The organism is Paenibacillus sp. J22P165 (assembly GCF_059692015.1).
The window spans coordinates 82,799-99,301 of record NZ_JCAUAP010000015.1; the positions used below are offsets into that span (position 1 = coordinate 82,799).

Consider the following 16,503-nt stretch of genomic DNA (forward strand, 5'->3'; position numbering starts at 1 on the left):
TAAACGGCTATCACTTATACTTTCACTCTATCGTGTAAACGGCCTGGTACATGGCTCCACACCCTTGCCTTCTTACCAACACACCAGATCGTTGTTTAGCTGTGGTATCTTCGTAGCCCTCGAATACATAAATATCAGTGCCCACGCACCCTTCCATTCGAAGCGTCAACGTGCGATCTGCCAAAACCCAGCGTATCGACCAGCTCTCATCCGTCTTGCATACACGCAGATTCATCAAGTGCTGATAGCCAAACTCGCTCCCGATAGGCGAACACGGCTGCGTTTCGAACGCCGTCTCTATCCTCCCTTGGCAATGAAAAAGCCAATCTGTCTGATGTTCATCCGCGGTGATGACCTCAAATGTATCCGAGATGCATCCTTCTTGAAGATGAATATCGCGTACATAATCAACGCCAGGATATACGTCCTTCGCTTTGGCACGGATGCGATTCCTCTCTGGTTCGAATTGTTCAATAAATCCCCGTTCCGAATAGATCTGATCGACACCATCAACGATGACGGTATTATGAGCAATTGTCTTCCGCTGCCATTCTACAAACAAGAAAGATCCATAACCATTCGAGGAAATATCGTGAGACCATAGGTGGTCTGCGTCGAACAACTCGATATTCATTAAATCAGGATGCGCATGGCTCCGCGTATTCAGTCCGTATTTCATAAATAAAGTCGTTTTCCCTGCGCGTAACGAGCAAATAAGAGAGGCTGGAAAGTTTTTCGTGACGCGGAGCATCTCTTCCCCTGCATATTCCCCTTTGCCAAAGAGGAGACGCTGAACCCACCCTTCAGGTGAATTCTCGATCATCCCCCCATAAGCCATCGTTGGCTTATAGTACGCCCCATAGGATCTGGAAAGCGCATATTCAAAGGCTGGGTCTGAAAACAATCGATTCGCGTACTCATACTGTCCCGCGTAGTGAGTCAGTGCGATATTTGGCCAGCCGTCATTCGGATTCGGGAAAACACCGTTATCAAACGCGATCTCAGCTGGGAACACGTACATCCGTTTTACGATCTCTTCCATCCCCTTGCATGTCACATCATACATACGGGCGAATAACAGGAAATAAGTAAACGGTTCTACACAATAGAAATGATAGTGAAATGAACCTTCATACCAAAATCCTTCCGCTGTTACACCCTCCTGCAATTGCCGCTGCAAGCCGAATGGCCCCTCCAAAGCTCTCTCTACGTAGCTGCTATCACCGAAGAACATCCCCGTCATGCCCACAGCCGCCTTCATCCAACACGTAATGTTGTGAATACTCGTACAGAGTTTTTCCAGCAGCTCTACCTGGGGATCAAACAGATGACTTTTGTAGTGCTGAAGCTCTGCGGTGCTGAACGTCTCCTTAATCATCTCCATGCCCTGCAATAGCCAAATCATGCCAACCGCATCGCAGAGATTAATGCCAGCTATTTTTCCAACATAACCCGCGGGAACGTCTACCTGAAGCTGCTCATAATGATCGCAATAGAATGACAAGACGCTGCGGATGTAAGCCGGGTAACGCTCATCGCCCGTGAGCCGATACAACACCCCTGCATAAAAAACGTGTTTGTGCGCTTCATCCCGGTACAAATAATTCCAGGCTTGATCGAATCGTGCACCCTTGTTGACGTGGCCACAGCTTCCGCAGCTATTCACATGAGGGACTTCCCGCTCGAAATCAATCCTGCTCCCGCAAGCTTCACAGAAATAGTTATGCCCCCACCCCGTAATTCGCCTAGGATCATCTGTGTAATGAGTAACCCACCACTCCGTGGTCTCAACCAGCGTATCATAGACGGTCTTCGCCCAAGCTTCCGTCCGAATTTTCTCTTGAACAGCCTGCCAATCCTGTACATAGCTCACGTTAACACTCGTCTCCTTCATACTACTTGCAATTTACGATCGACAGTTTCCCTTAACGACTAGCGCGTCATTCCAACCAGTGCACGATCTAGATCCTCGATTATTGAATCTGCACTCTCCAGACCAACCGAAATGCGCATCAGACCGATCGGAATTCCTGACAAGAGGGATGTCTCCTCATTGACCCATAGCCCAGGTGAATTAATGAGACTCTCGAAACCACCCCAGCTGGGACCTTCTTCGAAATAGCGCAAGCTTTTCATCATCTTCATAATGTGCTGTTTATCTCCCTTTGGCACGAAGCTTAGTAAACCGGAGTAACCGGACATCTGTCTGCACCCAAGCTCGTATTGCGGATGGCTAGGCAAGCCTGGATAGTAGACAGCGGATACTTGCGAATGACCCTCGAGGAAAGCAGCGACCTTCTTCCCATTCTCCTCATGCTGCCTCATCCGAACCGCGAGGGTCCGTAAGCTCCGAATAAGCAGCCAGGATTGGTGGGGATCCATAACAGCCCCAAACAGACTTCTTTCGTTATTGGTAATCGATTCTAGAATCTGCTTACTGCCTATGATGACTCCACCCAGAATATCGCTGTGCCCACCCAAATACTTCGATGCGGAGTGAACCACGAGATCAATGCCATAAGCTAGGGGATTCTGATAGAGCGGCGTCGCCCATGTATTATCAATAATCGTCGCAATCCCATAAGATTTCGCCAATGCGGAGATGGCCTGCAAATCCTGGAGCGAGAAAATGTTCGATAGCGGACTTTCCAAATAAATCACTTTCGTGTTCGGGCGGATCGCTTGTTCGAATTCCTCGATGCTTTCCCCTGATACGAGCGTAACCTCACAGCCGAACTTCTTCATGTAGGTATCCAGAAATGCTCTTGCCGGTACGTAGGTCGCACGGGGGCAAATCACATGGCTATCTTTCTCAAGGTAGTAGGACAAGGCAGCGCTTATAGCGGCCATACCTGAGGAGAAACAACGTGCTTCCTCCCCACCCTCGAGGGCTGCGATTTTCATTTCAGCAATCTCCGTCGTCGGGTTGGCAACGCGTGTATACGTGTATCCGTGATTAACTGTTTTCCTAGTAAATAGCGAGTTTTGAAAAATAGGAGGCACGATGGCACCTAAATAACGGTCATAATCGTCACCGAGATGAGCAAGTACGTCTTCCTTGCTCTTGATATCATCTTTGTCCATATCTGTCCTCCTCCTTACGATCTGGAGGCTAATAATGGGAACATCCGACCTGCCAACGGTTGATTTTCCTGCAAGTTCAAATCCATCGTGATCGCATGCTTCTTCCCGTTAAACGTTGTTCCGTCTGGCATGTAAATGATGGCTAATGCACGTCTAGGTTTATCCGTTACATTCGAGTGCGCATAGTGAAAGGTAAGTCCGTTATGAAACGTACAGCTTCCTGCTTTTAACGGCACCTTCACAGGCTTCGCATTCTCATAATCGGTTCCCTTAACGAACTCGAATAAATCCTGAGGATTGGCCAAATCGATGTGGTTCAGTTTACCGGCATTTTGCGATTTTGGTACGAACATCATGCAACCATTCGACTCATCCACGTCATCGAGTGCAATCCATATCGACATAGCTCCCTGCTCCGTCATTGGCCAATAAGGGTAATCTTGATGCCAAGGGGTCGGTTTCGAGTCACCTGGCATTTTCCACAGGGCATGATCGTGAAAGAGGCGAATGCCGCTAGCTCCCGTTAGCTCGAGTGCCATTTGCGCAAACCGCGGATTGAATGAATATTTATGCATGCCGGCATGGTCACGCCAGACGTTCACACGCTGGTTAAGCACGCGATAGTAGCTGCCGCCTTTTTTATCCGTTTGCAAGGAAAGCGACGCAGACTCCTCAACCATCACTTCTTCCATAAATTGACGAAGCTCAATTAACTCTTGCTCATTTAGTACATTATCCACTTGCACGAACCCGTTCTCTTGATAAAATGCGCATTGCTCTGAGGTTAAAAGCGATTGAATCGCGTTGTTCATGGCAGCCAGCTCCTTTTGTACTTTCTGTACTTTAATTTCACTTTATCATGGGTACAAGGGAGCCGACTTGGTGAATCCGTCAGAGTTTGAAGGTGATTTGCCAGCTTTCCTTCTATCTAGATATCCTCTATGATAAAAAGTAATGAAGCACTTATTATCCTTTCCGGAGGTCTTGTCCGATGACCCGATTTGAAAATGAAACTTACCTGGAAGCGCATGAATTTCCCTTTCATCTCGAGCAGTACACGTTCAAACAAAAAGAATCCGTCAAGCCACATTCACACGAATTCATCGAGTTTGTGTATGTGGTAGAGGGATCGGGTCGCCATATCTATGCAGGAGCAGAATACCTTATTCAAGAAGGTGATGTTTTCGTTATTGAGCCGGATGTCGAGCATGCTTATTTCGTAGATGAACATCTCATCGTTTATAACATCCTGCTTGCTCCGTCCATTTTAAGTCACGAGCTGCAATCGTTATCCAACGTAACGTCGTTCGTCGACTTTTTCTATGTGGAGCCTTTTCTGCGGCAGTCTGTCCATTTCCAGTCTCATCTTAAGTTGAATCCACATCAAAGGATTGAGATGAAACAGCTGTTGGACCGCATCCTTAGCGAATACACTGAGAAGATGCTCGGTTATCGCTTGCTCGTGAAAACCAGATTAATCGAAATGTTCGTATTTCTCAGCCGTTGTTATGATCAAATGCTGCACAAACCAATGACAGCACTTGCCTCTGAACATAAAATCATTGAACGTGTAGCCGAGTTTATCGAGCTGCATCACGCGAATCCGCTGTCGCTTGCCCAAGTCAGCCAGATGTGCGGCATGAGCCAGTCCGCCTTCACCTCTAGGTTTAAGCTCTACATGGGCAAGACCTTCATCGAATTCCGCAATGAAATTCGCATCCGGATAGCGAAAGAGTTGATGCTCTCTTCGAATAGCAACATTTTACAGATAGCCCAAGAGGTCGGCTTCGACGACTTGAGCTTTTTCAATAAGCTTTTTAAACAGATGAACGGGATCTCGCCTGGGAAATTCCGTAAAAGCCAGAAGGAAGCTTAACGTCAGCCCTGCCTGAACCGAGTTACCCGGGTCTATCAATGACTATCCAAATCTATCCGATTACACGAATCTGAATATCCCAGTCCGCCAACTGCTTCTGGTCCGCCTCTACTTGAATGTCTAGCGGAACAGCTACGTGCATCACTCGTTTTCCCTCTTCCTTGGACCACGATACATCGATACGCCCGTAAGCAGTCGGAACAATCCCCTCTGCCCAGAGCAGTTCCGTCACAGGTGGGGCGATTCGAATTTTCCGATAGCCCTCCTCTAATTTCTCAATGCCCAGCAGCTGGTTCCCAAGGACAAAAGCTGGCGCAGCTGACCATGCATGCGCATGACTCCTTGGGAATACCTGAAAAGTTTCCCACGTAGTCGTCGCGCCAAATCGGATCATTGGACCCCAGCCGGTCTTAATCTGTGCCAGTGTGCGATCCAGTTCACCGAACCGCTTCCACACCTCGAACAAATAGAACGAGAAAAAGGGAGAGCCAATTTGAATCCAATCCTTCGGTGGATGGAGCAGTTGAGGCTCGATAATGGCCGCCTGTCGTTCTCCCAGGCAATCTGCCAGATACAGCAACACATGTGTCTGAAGACTTGTCGTTGTCGAAGGCTTCCCGTTTCGGTGGATACCGTCTAGGTAAACCTGAGCCTCTTCGTCCCATAAATGTTCATCAATCGCTCGCTTCAACTGCTCTGCGTGTTGAAACAGCTCCCTCGCTTCGCCTTGTAGTCCCAGCGATTCCGCCATCTCCGCTGCGATTCGGTGACACTGGGCCAACTGCGCCTGCTGCGCGGTGACTACGCCGACTGAAGGAATATCGATTGGCGCCCAATCGAGCATATTCCAAGAGCTGGTGTCGAATAGGCCATCCTCGTTGACAAACCCTCTATAGGCTTCAAGTGTGGTCCTAATTTCTGGATAGATCGCCTCGATGAATGTAGGATCGCCACTGTAATCGACATACTCCTTACAAGCGATAATCCAACTAAACGTCCACATCGGAATAGCCGCCTGCCAATCCGTAGGGAACAAGGCAAGCAGAAGCGGACTTTGACTCCGTGAACGTGGTACCATTTCCAAGCAATGCCTGACTAACTCATAGGAACCGAACAACTGATAGTTCACAAGTGCGCTCACTCGGCAATCCCCTACCCAGAAGACTTGCTCATAAGTGGGACAATCAACGAACGTATCCTCCATGCACATGTGCGATGTATGTCTGGAGATTTCCCAAATGTCGTTCAGTAAGGGATCTGAGCAGCGGAATATCGCTTTATCCGTACCCGGGTAGCTAGATTGGTGCAGTTGGATTTGATGAATCCGTACCTGTGTATTCGCGTTACGCACCGCCACGATCACATATCGGAAGCCCATTCGTGTGAAGCTCTTGAACACCTGTCTACCTTCACGGCATATGTATCGAAATGAATTATTGCAGCCGGATGTATAGGCATTGACACCATTGGCGCGGTTTTCGAAGCCATAAACATCGATGACCGTCCCTTGGGGCGCATCAACTTCTAGTTCAATCGTACCTACGTAAATTTTCCCGAAATCCAATACGATTTCGAGATCCCCGCCTTCTAAGGTATCAGGAAGCACTGTCGGCAGCTGATGATCATGGAGCATTCGCTCCAGCTGGTTCGTAATGGGATAGTGCTTAACGAATCGTTTACGCATCATTAACGAATAGATCATTTTATTAACGAGCACATGCCTAGGATGAACATTACGCCAGATGTCACGGTACGCCTCGAACGCCTTCAAGGTGGAACAAGCCCCGATTTCCAGCAGCAGCGCATGCTCGTGATTCAAACCTGTACTCTTCTCAACGCCTCCGTATACAGGTTGAAAACCATCGGCATACGACTCTATCGTCTCGAATGGGCCAATGGTTACGAATGAAGCATTTTGATCACCGCTCATTGGATGAGCAAACTGTAGCTCCGAATCAAAATCAAATTCCATATGGCAGAACAAATCATTATGAACACCGCAAATTTCCATCATGAACAGATGCTCGCCAGCTGCCAGCCCTATCTCGTCATGATGGGCATACCAGCAATCATCGATCTTGAAGCGTCCCTGAACACCGTTCCATTTGGAATGTGCGAACGTCAAACGACCTTTAGTTTCTGTCTCAGCTACCAGCTTAACAGCCAAAAACCCGCTAAATATCTTCGCATTCGCATCACGCGAGCTTGGAAACAGATTATCCCGCATGTTGACGGAGATGACTTGACGGATCGGTACAATTTCACTAAGTCCGATGATTTGCTTCGGCCGGACGATCTGTGTCGACATTGGCTCGATGACTCGGGGATACAGCTTCCCCCAAGGCGCTCCGCCGTAAGGAGCAACAACCTCACTCCTCGCCCAACTCTCGTCATCGTAGGAAGGATATACCCATTGTTCGCTCAGCGCATTGGCATCGAATATTTCCATCCAACCCAGATTCACATTTCGCTTAACGACATCGGTATCATAGCCCTCATGTCTACTACAGAGCCATGTTTCGTCTGTGCCGATCACTTGAATACCTGCGGCGCCCTGCAAGCATAATTCAGCAAGAAGACCCGCTTCATTCTCGATGTATTGATAATTGGAATGACCGTAATGCCAGACCTGAACGGCAATGACATTCGTTCCAGTCCGCAGTAAGTGAGTCATATCAAACTCATCGTAATACCAGTGATCCGCGGTTGAACGGATAGGTCCTTCTCCAAGCTCTGTTCCATTCACCCATAACCTATACTTCGTATCCGCAGAGATAGACAGCATCGCTCGATTGGATACCTCTGTCTCGTATGCAAACGTTTTTCGAAAAAGGATGTGCTCATTAATCGGTCTCCGCTCTCCCGACTTCCATATCCAATTCGCCTGTTCGAACATGCGGCGCTCCCCACCTTTTGTAGAAGTTATTCGTGTCCTTCGAATATGCGAGCTTCGATCCGTTCAGCCAACTGGACATGTAGTTCGCGATCCGGGTGATTGATGCCATTGGCCAATCTAACATGAGGTTCTTGCCCCTTCAGTAACCAATCCTCGAATAGCGCATATACGTCCACATAAGCCAGCTTTTCTTGCTCCAAATACGTCCTCAGCGCATGCGTATACAGCCGTAAATACCCCTTCTCTGCCACATTTAAGAAGCCAGGCAAGACAGCTCTATCTTTCTCATGCATGTTATTGTTGTCGTGCAACATCATCATGTTTGGCGTAAGCAACAGGAGATCTGCTTCAGTATCTCGCTTCACAGTTCGTACCAACGCGTCCATTTTCTCCAAATACGGCTCAAGCCCTGCTTCCCCAGCATGACAATCGTTCACGCCGAAGCCAATGGTCACAAGATCCGGTTGATACGCAATCACATCCCGCTGCCATCTCGCCTCCGACTTCAGGGCCGTATCCCCCGATACGCCAGCATTAATGACATTCAGAATGGTCGTCGGATACCGTTGTACAATAAGATGCTTAAGCAGATTGTGGTAAACTTGCTCATGCTCGATGGTAGCGTATTCCATACATCCTTGGGTCACACTATCACCAAAAGCCACGTAGGTAACGGGACGAGCCCGGACATCGTCTGCTTTCTCCTTTAGGCGCTTATGTAATCTGGCAAAAGCACTCATAACGGATCCACCAGCGTATCCGGATTATGATAATTGCGTGGCCAATTGAACGGTTTCAATTGCTGCACTAACTCTGGCGGCAACGGCTTGCCATCCGATACTTTGAGATTGAGTTCCACTTCCTGAACGCTGCGCATCCCCGGAATGACGCAGCTTACCGCTTCATCCGACAAACAGAAACGAAGCGCAACTTCGGCAAGCGTCATCGTCGCATCGTAGTCACGAATCATCCGTTTGATCGCATCCACCTTCTCCAGCGTCCGCAGGAAACGCTCGCCCTTGAAATAGCTCCGTCTTACATCGCCTGGCGCAAACGTATCGTAAGTTTCCGGTATCCAGCTGCCGATTAGCGAACCTTCATCAAAAGGGACCCGTGCAAGGACAGCGACGCCATTCTTCTTACATGTAGGTAACAGTTCTTCCGCAGGCCTCTGTTCGAAAATATTATAAACAACCTGCTGGGCTTGAATCAGCCCTGCCTCGGCAAGCGCAATACCGTCCTGCGGACGATAATCGCGAATGGACACACCGAATTCACGGATTTTGCCCTCCTTCTGGAGTTCCGTCAACGCCTCATGCCATTCTAGATCCTCTAACCCCTTAGGGAACCAGCCGTGCAGCTGGTACAAATCAATCGCGTCCACACCTAGCCTGATCAAGCTGTCTTCACACTGCTTGCGTATGTGAGCTTTGGGATAGCGCCCTGTCATAGCTGGATCAAGCTCATTCGGATGCGGCCATTGAACGGGCTGCACCTTAGAAGCGATATAAATATGATTGTGGTGCCATTCCTTGAGTGCCTTACCGATGACTTCCTCAGAATGGCCTTTCCCATACATTTGAGCTGTATCTACTAGGTTGATTCCCCGCTCCCATGCTGCAAGCAAGGTTTTAACCGAATCACGGTCATCCACTTGACCGAAAGCCCCGCCACCGCCAATCTGCCAGCCTCCGAAACCGATCTCTGAAATATCCCATCCCGTATTGCCAAATTTCCGATATTGCATAAGAAGCATTCTCCTCCCTCGAATCACCTTTCAGTATAAGGCGTTTGCGAAACGATTTTCTTGGTCGATCTGCCAGAAAAAGCACGCCAAATTCGCGCTTCACAGCTCCTAAAGGATGCGGTAGAATGTAGGAAATTCTGGACATTCCCACGTATCTGCGTCCGAATACATGGAGGGACGAAAAGTATATGAAGAAGGAATTGATTGCTATGCGAGGCGAACAACATGCAAGTTTTACCGAGGATGGAGCGTGGTGTTTCTTCGCTGACCCACGGGCAGTCCGATATGTCGGACAGCAGGACCGTACCTATGTCGGTTGGTTGACACAGCAGGGCCATGTCATGATCGGTACCTATGATCATCGTGACGAGTCAGTGAACTCCGTCATGATAAAGCCAAATCTGCAGAAGGATGACCATGCGAATCCCTCGTTGTATGTTCCTGCCGATGGACGTGCAGTCATCTACTACTCTGCTCATAATGGGAAGACGATGTATTACCGTCAAATGGAAACGGCAGAGGATATCACGTCCTTTGGCGCTGAACAAGAACTTCCCGAGAATACAAGCGGTATGCATGGATATACCTATCCCAATCCAATCTATCTCCGTCAGGAACACCAGCAGTATTTGTTCTGGCGTGGCGGTAATTTCAAACCTAATTTCAGTTGTTTACTTGATAAAGAGGAGACATGGTCGGAACCCCAAACCTTAATCATGGGAGAAGGCGCCCGCCCCTACGTCAAGTATGCCAGTAATGGCGAGGATACCATCTGGTTTGCTTTTACTGACGGGCACCCGAATATAGAACCGCACAACAGCATCTACTGTGCTTGCATCCAAGATGGCAGTATCTCTCATGCGGATGGTTCAACCATTAAACCGCTATCCGATCTGCCTATGCTTCCCCGTGAAGCCGATGTGGTGTTCGACGGAACCCTACACGATACGAAGGCATGGATCTGGGATATTGCGGTGGACACCGAAGGTCGTCCTGCCATCGTGTACGCGGTTTTCCACAGCAATACGGATCACCGCTACTGGTACAGCTATTGGAACGGCCACGCCTGGGAGAACCATGAAATAACAGCCAGCGGCTCCTGGTTCCCGCAAACCGTGCAAGGCGCCGTGGAACGGGAACCCTTCTACTCCGGCGGTCTTATACTCGATCATGCCAACCCGGCCAACGTGTACCTATCTCGTTCGGTCAATGGTATCTTCGAAATCGAGCATTGGCACACGACAGATTATGGTAAAACATGGGAATCCACTGCCGTGACCAGCGGTTCGTCTCACAATAACGTGAGGCCTGTCCTAGCTAGGAGCAGCGGGCATGAAGACGCGCTCCTTCTGTGGATGCATGGGGATTATGTGCATTTTACTAACTATGAGACGGCTTTGAAGATGAAGTTGGTTAAGGGGACACAATAAACGAAAAGAGGCTGTCTCAATAGTCTATGTAGACTTATTGAAACGCCTCTTTTCGTTATTGACATATGAAGAATCAAGCAACTTCCCATAATTCAACTGGATTTACTCCATCTATTTGAAACGGATTTAGCGAATTCGGATGATTAACTGTATTTCCTGTAGTTAAATTCCTCCAATTGTATCGATTTTTCAAATTTCATAGAATTTACCTGTATTTTTTCCATCTAATCACGAAAATACCTCAAATTCGAGCACATTAGCTGTAGTTTTTACATCTAAATGTGATGCGGCAGTGGGACATCCCTTTATTCATGAGCTTACATGGACTCATTTTACATCAACAACGAAAGGCACTGTAAACACTTCCCCGTTATGTTGAAACTGTCCCCACAGCTTATAGATGCCCGCTTTTGGGAATGAGGTGGCGAACCTAGCAACAGGACCCGTTGCCTTCTCCTCAAGCGGATGTACATGAATGTACTGCTCGGCATCGGCTGACAGAATCACAACATGACCTACAGCTCCTAAATAAGGCTGCAGATTCGTGATCTCCTTGTTCGTCTGAGCGTCTCGAATTGTAAAATTGAGCGTTACCTCATCTTTGGCCTTCAAGCTGCTCAAGGAAAGTTCAACTGTCTTACCGCTAACCTCTTGCCGCAGCTTGGCATCCGCTTTGAGCACAGTGTGCTCTGCCTCTTTACCGGCAACCTTCACCCATTGACTGAGCGTTGTGCTAGTTCCGCCCTTAGGAATAAAATCAGCGATGAGCTTGTAGTCCCCACCTGCATCGAAGCTTGCGCTGACTGTAAACTTGCCATTTCCTTGATAGGTCGGATGGATATGTTGAAAAGAGGATAGATTGTGATTCACTATAATCAAGTGCAGCAGCTTCTCATGATTAAGTTCAAAATCAGTCACTGCTTTGCCAACATCGTCCGTAATTTGGATCGTTAATTCCGACTTCTCATTGACTTTCAGACTTGTCGATCCGAACGTGAACGATGCTTTCAGATTCGTGGATGCCTTCGGCATTTCGCCCCCATGTCCGCTATGTTCATCGGCACTTGCTGGGCTGGAGGCTGCTTCGTGACTGCCGTGCTGACTCTTGTTCGAGGATGCCTCTCTGACACTGCCGCATGCGCTCAGAAACAGCATGGCAAGCATAGCTGAGATAAGCCCTATTTTATGCATATACACGCGCTTCTCTCTCCTACATCTAGGTCAATTCTTTGCGAATCTTCACACGTTGCAGACGAAGTGCATTAAGAACGACAGAAACCGAGCTTAATGCCATAGCTAGGCCCGCCACCCAAGGCGCCAATAAGCCAAGCGCAGCAATAGGTATCCCTAACGTATTGTATCCGAGTGCCCAGACCAAATTTTGTTTGATGTTGCGCATCGTTTGACGGCTCATGTAGATAGCATCCGGAATGCTCGCTAAATCCCCACGCATAAGCGTTACATCAGCAGCTTCCATCGCCACATCCGTACCCGTCCCGATCGCCATCCCGATATCAGCCGTCGCTAGCGCCGGTGCATCATTAATACCATCTCCAACCATCGCCACTTTCTTTCCTAGCGCTTGGAGTTTTTTCACTTCTGCCGCTTTGCCTTCTGGTAGAACCTCCGCGAGTACATGCTCAATACCCACTTGATCTGCGATCGCTTGGGCCGTCCGTTCGTTATCGCCGGTAATCATAATGACCCCAATGCCCATTGCCTTCAAACGACGAACCGCGGCATGCGACGTTTCTTTGACTGTATCCGCAACAGCTACTATACCCCCGTACCCTTTATTAATGGCGACAAGCATAGCTGTTTTACCGGACTCCTCAAGCTTCGACATCGTGTCATAGGCAGCCTTCGCATCTACTCCATATTGCTCCATGAGACGTCGCGTTCCGATGAGCAGCTCTTTCCCTTCAACAACAGCTTGAATGCCATAGCCCGGGATCGCTTCGAATGATTCTACTGCGGGTAGTTCAATGCCCTTCTCTCGAATCCCAGCCACGATCGCTTCTGCGAGGGGATGCTCCGAGTTACTCTCCGCGGCGCCTACAAGTCGTAGGAATTCCGCTTCGTCACCTTCCGCGTACACATCGGTAAGTGCTGGCTTTCCTTTGGTGACCGTACCTGTTTTATCTAAAATAATGACATCAATCTGATGCGTCTTCTCTAGATGTTCGCCACCTTTGAACAAAATGCCCAGTTCGGCCGCGCGCCCTGATCCCGCCATAATCGAAGTCGGCGTCGCTAAGCCCAGCGCACATGGGCATGCAATAACCAAGATGGCTATGGCTTTCTCCAACGCACCTGCAAAATCGCCCGGTGTCACGAAGAAATACCACACTAGAAAAGCGATAAGAGAGATACCCACTACAATAGGAACAAAAATCCCAGAAATAACGTCGGCTACCCGTTGAATCGGCGCTTTCGAGCCTTGCGCTTCTTCGACGACTTTAATAATTTGTGCCAGCGCCGTTTCTTTCCCAACCTTCGTCGCTTGGATGCGGAGCCTACCATTTTTGTTGATGGTTGCTCCTATTACCGCATCACCAGGGTTCTTGGTTACAGGCAGGCTTTCCCCAGTGAGCATCGATTCATCCACAGAGGAAGAGCCTTCAAGCACTTCGCCGTCTACCGGTATTTTATCTCCCGGACGTACGAGCACGATATCCCCCGTCATAACTTCGTCAATGGGTAGATTGAGCTCTTGACCTTCGCGGATAACCAACGCGGTTTTCGCCTGCAGCCCCATCAAAGACTTAATCGCTTCCGATGTCCGTCCCTTAGCAAGTGCTTCAAACAATTTCCCCATGATGACTAACGTAATCAGCACAGCACTTGTTTCATAGTACAGAGACGGTCCATGATGCACGCCCGCGCCTCCGATCACCCAATCAATCGTCAAATACAGACTATAGAAGTAAGCTGCTGACGTTCCCAGTGAAACAAGTACATCCATGTTAGCAGAGCCATTACGCAGCGCTTTATAGGCGCCTTCGTAGAATTGTCTCCCGATATAAAACTGAACCGGTGTTGCCATCACTAATTGAAACCACGGATTCATGAACAATTCCGGTATCCAAATCCATGTGGTAAACGAAAAGTGACTGACCATCGACCACAGCAACGGCAATGACAAGATCGCAGATATCAGCAGCTTACGCTTTTGTTTTCCAATCTCTTGCTGCCTGTGTTCAGCAGGGTCGCCTTGCTCTTGTTTAGGAACGGCTTTGTAGCCAAGCTTCTCCACCCGCTTCTGCATATCAGATACCGTAAGATCGGCTGGATTGTACACGACATGGGCTGTTTCCATCGCAAAATTAACCGTCGCCACGCTAACACCAGGCAACTTGTTTAAGGTCTTCTCAATCCGCTGGGCACAGGCCGCACATGTCATGCCTTCAAGCTGTAAATCAACGGCTTCCTTCGCCGTATCATAGCCTAGTTTCTGAATGCTTTGTTCCATCTTAGCAGCATCGATGCGACTAGGATCATAAGTTACCGTTGCTCGCTCCATCGCGAAGTTAACATTGGCTTCCGTGACCCCATCCAACTTATTCAAACCCTTTTCAATCCGATTGGCACAGGCGGCGCATGTCATTCCCGTGATCTGCAGTGATGTTTGCTTCGTGTTTGTTGCAGCATCCGCAGTTTCCATGATTTACACCTCTTTAGTTGACGTCGTAGCCTTGCTCTTCAATCGCTTCTTTAATCGCATCTTGTGTCAGCTTATTTTCATCGAATGCCACATTCACTGTTCCGTTTGCTAAGTCCACTTTCCCGGTAGCACCTATTGTTTTCAAAGCTCCCTCAACGGAATTCACACAGTGATTACAGGACATACCTGCTACTTTTAACGTTACATTTTGCATATAGTTCATTCTCCTTTATTAGGTTTAGTGTTATTGAATTTAGTATACCCCCCTACCCTATATAAAGTCAAGTCAGAGACTTAGCTTATCTGGGGGTTACCTATAGTTATCCATATATGTTCCCGCAGAGCTGTACTCATATACGCTCCCGACTATATCCCACTGTACGAGGATGAATTCATACCCTTGCGCATATCCTATCCATAAAGCACCTTCGGAACATCCTGCCTATTTCGTTTAAAAAGCAATAGATCCGTGTAATTAAACACAGGAGGTGTTTCTTATGAAGATCATGATCACAGCTGCAGAGGCTATGGAAAAAGGGGTGTGGCTAGAGCTCCTTCGTCTCTTCGGCAGAGATAAAGATGAGGATATTTGGCCTCAACAGGAGTTTATTCTCACGGAACAGCAGGCGATTAATTTGAAACTTATTAAAAAATAAGCCTGGCGACTAACTTACATAGGGACCTCATCTATAAGGTGAAGTCCTTTTCGTACTATTGGTAGGATATTTACGTCCTTAATCTTTATTTCATGAGTTTATTTATCGTGGTTAATAACTCGGTTATCACTTCTTCATCGCCTTCTTGAATGCGATCAATGACACAGCTTTTCATATGATGCTCAAGTAATTGCTTGCTTACCCCATTTAACGCGGATTGGATGGATGAAATCTGATTCAGCACATCGTCACAGTACGTATCCTTCTCAATAAGCCCCTTAACCCCTCGAATTTGCCCTTCGATCCGGTTCAAACGCGTAATCAGATTACTCTTGGCTTTATCGGAATGATGACTCTTTCGTTCACTTGTAGTTCCACACATATCGTGTGAATGGCTCTCCTCCGTCATCACAATCACTCCCTATTGATTGCATTTTATCATAGCCCCCCACCCTATGCAAATGACAAAAGGGGTTGCATTGTCATAAACGACCGGTCTAATATATAGGGGTAATAGAAAGGAGATTTCCTATGAAACCCAATACTCGCGACACGATTATCGCCGCTGCGCTTGACTTGTTTTATTCACGCGGTTACACAGCGACTGGTGTGCTCGACATCACCAAAGCCGCAGGCGTGCCTAAGGGCTCGTTCTATCACTTCTTTCCAAGTAAGGAAGCGTTGGCTGAAGCGACCGTCATTGCATACACCAAAAATAATCGTATTGAGCTCCTGACTGATTCCAGCCCTTCCCCACTTCAACGTATTCATAATCATATCGATTATCTCCTAGATTTTGCAGAACGGGATGGCTATGTGCGAGGCTGCTTATTCGGAAACTTCTCGACAGAAATGCCTTCTCAGAGTGACTTGGTTTCGCGTGCTGTTGCGGCCGCACTCAACAATTGGGTCAAACAGCTCACATTAACAATTATCGCGGCCAAAGAGGCTGGTGAGATCACCACGAAAACTGATCCTGCGAGACTTGCCAACCACATCGTTGCCAGTATCGAAGGTGCCCTCTCTCAGTCCAAGGTTTCCCGCTCCAGTGCACCTCTAGAACTAACCATCACTACAATCTTTACCGACCTCCTCTACTAGACAAAATAGACAAACTAGATAACTTTATAGGTAACAAGTTGCCCAAAAA

Annotated in this window: 14 protein-coding genes; 4 read left to right on the forward strand and 10 right to left on the reverse strand. The window is 48.1% G+C overall.

Annotation, left to right across the window (positions count from 1 at the left end; all coding sequences use genetic code 11):
- Window positions 1-22: 22 nt before the first annotated feature.
- The 3 genes from AC58QM_RS30025 to AC58QM_RS30035 are packed head-to-tail and all read right to left on the reverse strand — an operon-like array spanning window position 23 to window position 3,896.
- Complete coding sequence (locus tag AC58QM_RS30025; protein WP_497288441.1) at window positions 23-1,873, reverse strand: heparinase II/III domain-containing protein; 1,851 nt, start codon at window positions 1,871-1,873, stop codon at window positions 23-25.
- 59 nt (window positions 1,874-1,932) lie between these two features.
- Window positions 1,933-3,084, reverse strand: a complete 1,152-nt coding sequence (locus tag AC58QM_RS30030) for a trans-sulfuration enzyme family protein (RefSeq protein ID WP_497288442.1) — start codon at window positions 3,082-3,084, stop codon at window positions 1,933-1,935.
- A 14-nt stretch (window positions 3,085-3,098) separates the two neighbouring features.
- Window positions 3,099-3,896, reverse strand: coding sequence for a phytanoyl-CoA dioxygenase family protein (locus tag AC58QM_RS30035; RefSeq protein ID WP_497288443.1), 798 nt, complete (start codon window positions 3,894-3,896; stop codon window positions 3,099-3,101).
- 179 nt (window positions 3,897-4,075) lie between these two features.
- Here AC58QM_RS30035 and AC58QM_RS30040 point away from each other — a divergent pair, with 179 nt between their 5' ends.
- The gene (locus AC58QM_RS30040) at window positions 4,076-4,960 is read left to right on the forward strand and encodes a helix-turn-helix transcriptional regulator (protein ID WP_497288444.1); all 885 of its coding nucleotides are present in this window, start codon (window positions 4,076-4,078) and stop codon (window positions 4,958-4,960) included.
- Window positions 4,961-5,012: 52 nt separating this feature from the next.
- Here the strand turns inward: AC58QM_RS30040 and AC58QM_RS30045 are convergent, their stop codons facing one another.
- Genes AC58QM_RS30045 through AC58QM_RS30055 form a run of 3 tightly spaced genes read right to left on the reverse strand, consistent with a single transcriptional unit; the run spans window position 5,013 to window position 9,603 of the window.
- Window positions 5,013-7,856: a family 78 glycoside hydrolase catalytic domain gene (locus AC58QM_RS30045; protein ID WP_497288445.1), complete on the reverse strand. Its 2,844-nt coding sequence runs from the start codon at window positions 7,854-7,856 to the stop codon at window positions 5,013-5,015.
- Window positions 7,857-7,882: 26 nt separating this feature from the next.
- On the reverse strand, window positions 7,883-8,596 hold the full coding sequence (locus tag AC58QM_RS30050; protein WP_497288446.1) for an SGNH/GDSL hydrolase family protein: 714 nt from the start codon (window positions 8,594-8,596) through the stop codon (window positions 7,883-7,885).
- Window positions 8,593-9,603: an aldo/keto reductase gene (locus AC58QM_RS30055; RefSeq protein WP_497288447.1), complete on the reverse strand. Its 1,011-nt coding sequence runs from the start codon at window positions 9,601-9,603 to the stop codon at window positions 8,593-8,595. Before AC58QM_RS30055 ends, AC58QM_RS30050 begins: the two co-directional genes overlap by 4 nt.
- A 188-nt stretch (window positions 9,604-9,791) precedes the next feature.
- Here AC58QM_RS30055 and AC58QM_RS30060 point away from each other — a divergent pair, with 188 nt between their 5' ends.
- Complete coding sequence (locus AC58QM_RS30060) at window positions 9,792-11,033, forward strand: BNR-4 repeat-containing protein (RefSeq protein WP_497288448.1); 1,242 nt, start codon at window positions 9,792-9,794, stop codon at window positions 11,031-11,033.
- A gap of 327 nt (window positions 11,034-11,360) precedes the next feature.
- Here the strand turns inward: AC58QM_RS30060 and AC58QM_RS30065 are convergent, their stop codons facing one another.
- The 3 genes from AC58QM_RS30065 to AC58QM_RS30075 are packed head-to-tail and all read right to left on the reverse strand — an operon-like array spanning window position 11,361 to window position 14,911.
- A complete protein-coding gene (locus tag AC58QM_RS30065; RefSeq protein WP_497288493.1) occupies window positions 11,361-12,224 on the reverse strand; it encodes a DUF8832 domain-containing protein in 864 nt (287 codons plus the stop codon).
- Between the two features lie 25 nt (window positions 12,225-12,249).
- Window positions 12,250-14,697: a heavy metal translocating P-type ATPase gene (locus AC58QM_RS30070; RefSeq protein WP_497288449.1), complete on the reverse strand. Its 2,448-nt coding sequence runs from the start codon at window positions 14,695-14,697 to the stop codon at window positions 12,250-12,252.
- Between the two features lie 13 nt (window positions 14,698-14,710).
- The gene (locus AC58QM_RS30075; protein WP_497288450.1) at window positions 14,711-14,911 is read right to left on the reverse strand and encodes a copper ion binding protein; all 201 of its coding nucleotides are present in this window, start codon (window positions 14,909-14,911) and stop codon (window positions 14,711-14,713) included.
- Window positions 14,912-15,194: 283 nt separating this feature from the next.
- Here AC58QM_RS30075 and AC58QM_RS30080 point away from each other — a divergent pair, with 283 nt between their 5' ends.
- Complete coding sequence (locus AC58QM_RS30080; protein ID WP_497288451.1) at window positions 15,195-15,353, forward strand: hypothetical protein; 159 nt, start codon at window positions 15,195-15,197, stop codon at window positions 15,351-15,353.
- An 85-nt stretch (window positions 15,354-15,438) separates the two neighbouring features.
- On the opposite strand, the gene AC58QM_RS30085 is transcribed toward AC58QM_RS30080, so the two are convergent.
- On the reverse strand, window positions 15,439-15,762 hold the full coding sequence (locus tag AC58QM_RS30085; RefSeq protein ID WP_310502247.1) for a metal-sensitive transcriptional regulator: 324 nt from the start codon (window positions 15,760-15,762) through the stop codon (window positions 15,439-15,441).
- Between the two features lie 122 nt (window positions 15,763-15,884).
- Between AC58QM_RS30085 and AC58QM_RS30090 the strand changes: the two genes are divergently transcribed.
- On the forward strand, window positions 15,885-16,454 hold the full coding sequence (locus tag AC58QM_RS30090) for a TetR/AcrR family transcriptional regulator (RefSeq protein WP_497288452.1): 570 nt from the start codon (window positions 15,885-15,887) through the stop codon (window positions 16,452-16,454).
- The last annotated feature ends 49 nt before the right edge of the window (window positions 16,455-16,503 follow it).

Bases quoted from the DNA above. Each gene is read 5' to 3' on its own strand.
- AC58QM_RS30030 (WP_497288442.1), bottom strand. From the start codon at position 3,084: ATGGACAAAGATGATATCAAGAGCAAGGAAGACGTACTTGCTCATCTC.
- AC58QM_RS30035 (WP_497288443.1), bottom strand. From the start codon at position 3,896: ATGAACAACGCGATTCAATCGCTTTTAACCTCAGAGCAATGCGCATTT.
- AC58QM_RS30040 (WP_497288444.1), top strand. From the start codon at position 4,076: ATGACCCGATTTGAAAATGAAACTTACCTGGAAGCGCATGAATTTCCC.
- AC58QM_RS30045 (WP_497288445.1), bottom strand. From the start codon at position 7,856: ATGTTCGAACAGGCGAATTGGATATGGAAGTCGGGAGAGCGGAGACCG.
- AC58QM_RS30050 (WP_497288446.1), bottom strand. From the start codon at position 8,596: ATGAGTGCTTTTGCCAGATTACATAAGCGCCTAAAGGAGAAAGCAGAC.
- AC58QM_RS30055 (WP_497288447.1), bottom strand. From the start codon at position 9,603: ATGCAATATCGGAAATTTGGCAATACGGGATGGGATATTTCAGAGATC.
- AC58QM_RS30060 (WP_497288448.1), top strand. From the start codon at position 9,792: ATGAAGAAGGAATTGATTGCTATGCGAGGCGAACAACATGCAAGTTTT.
- AC58QM_RS30065 (WP_497288493.1), bottom strand. From the start codon at position 12,224: ATGCATAAAATAGGGCTTATCTCAGCTATGCTTGCCATGCTGTTTCTG.
- AC58QM_RS30070 (WP_497288449.1), bottom strand. From the start codon at position 14,697: ATGGAAACTGCGGATGCTGCAACAAACACGAAGCAAACATCACTGCAG.
- AC58QM_RS30075 (WP_497288450.1), bottom strand. From the start codon at position 14,911: ATGCAAAATGTAACGTTAAAAGTAGCAGGTATGTCCTGTAATCACTGT.
- AC58QM_RS30080 (WP_497288451.1), top strand. From the start codon at position 15,195: ATGAAGATCATGATCACAGCTGCAGAGGCTATGGAAAAAGGGGTGTGG.
- AC58QM_RS30085 (WP_310502247.1), bottom strand. From the start codon at position 15,762: ATGACGGAGGAGAGCCATTCACACGATATGTGTGGAACTACAAGTGAA.
- AC58QM_RS30090 (WP_497288452.1), top strand. From the start codon at position 15,885: ATGAAACCCAATACTCGCGACACGATTATCGCCGCTGCGCTTGACTTG.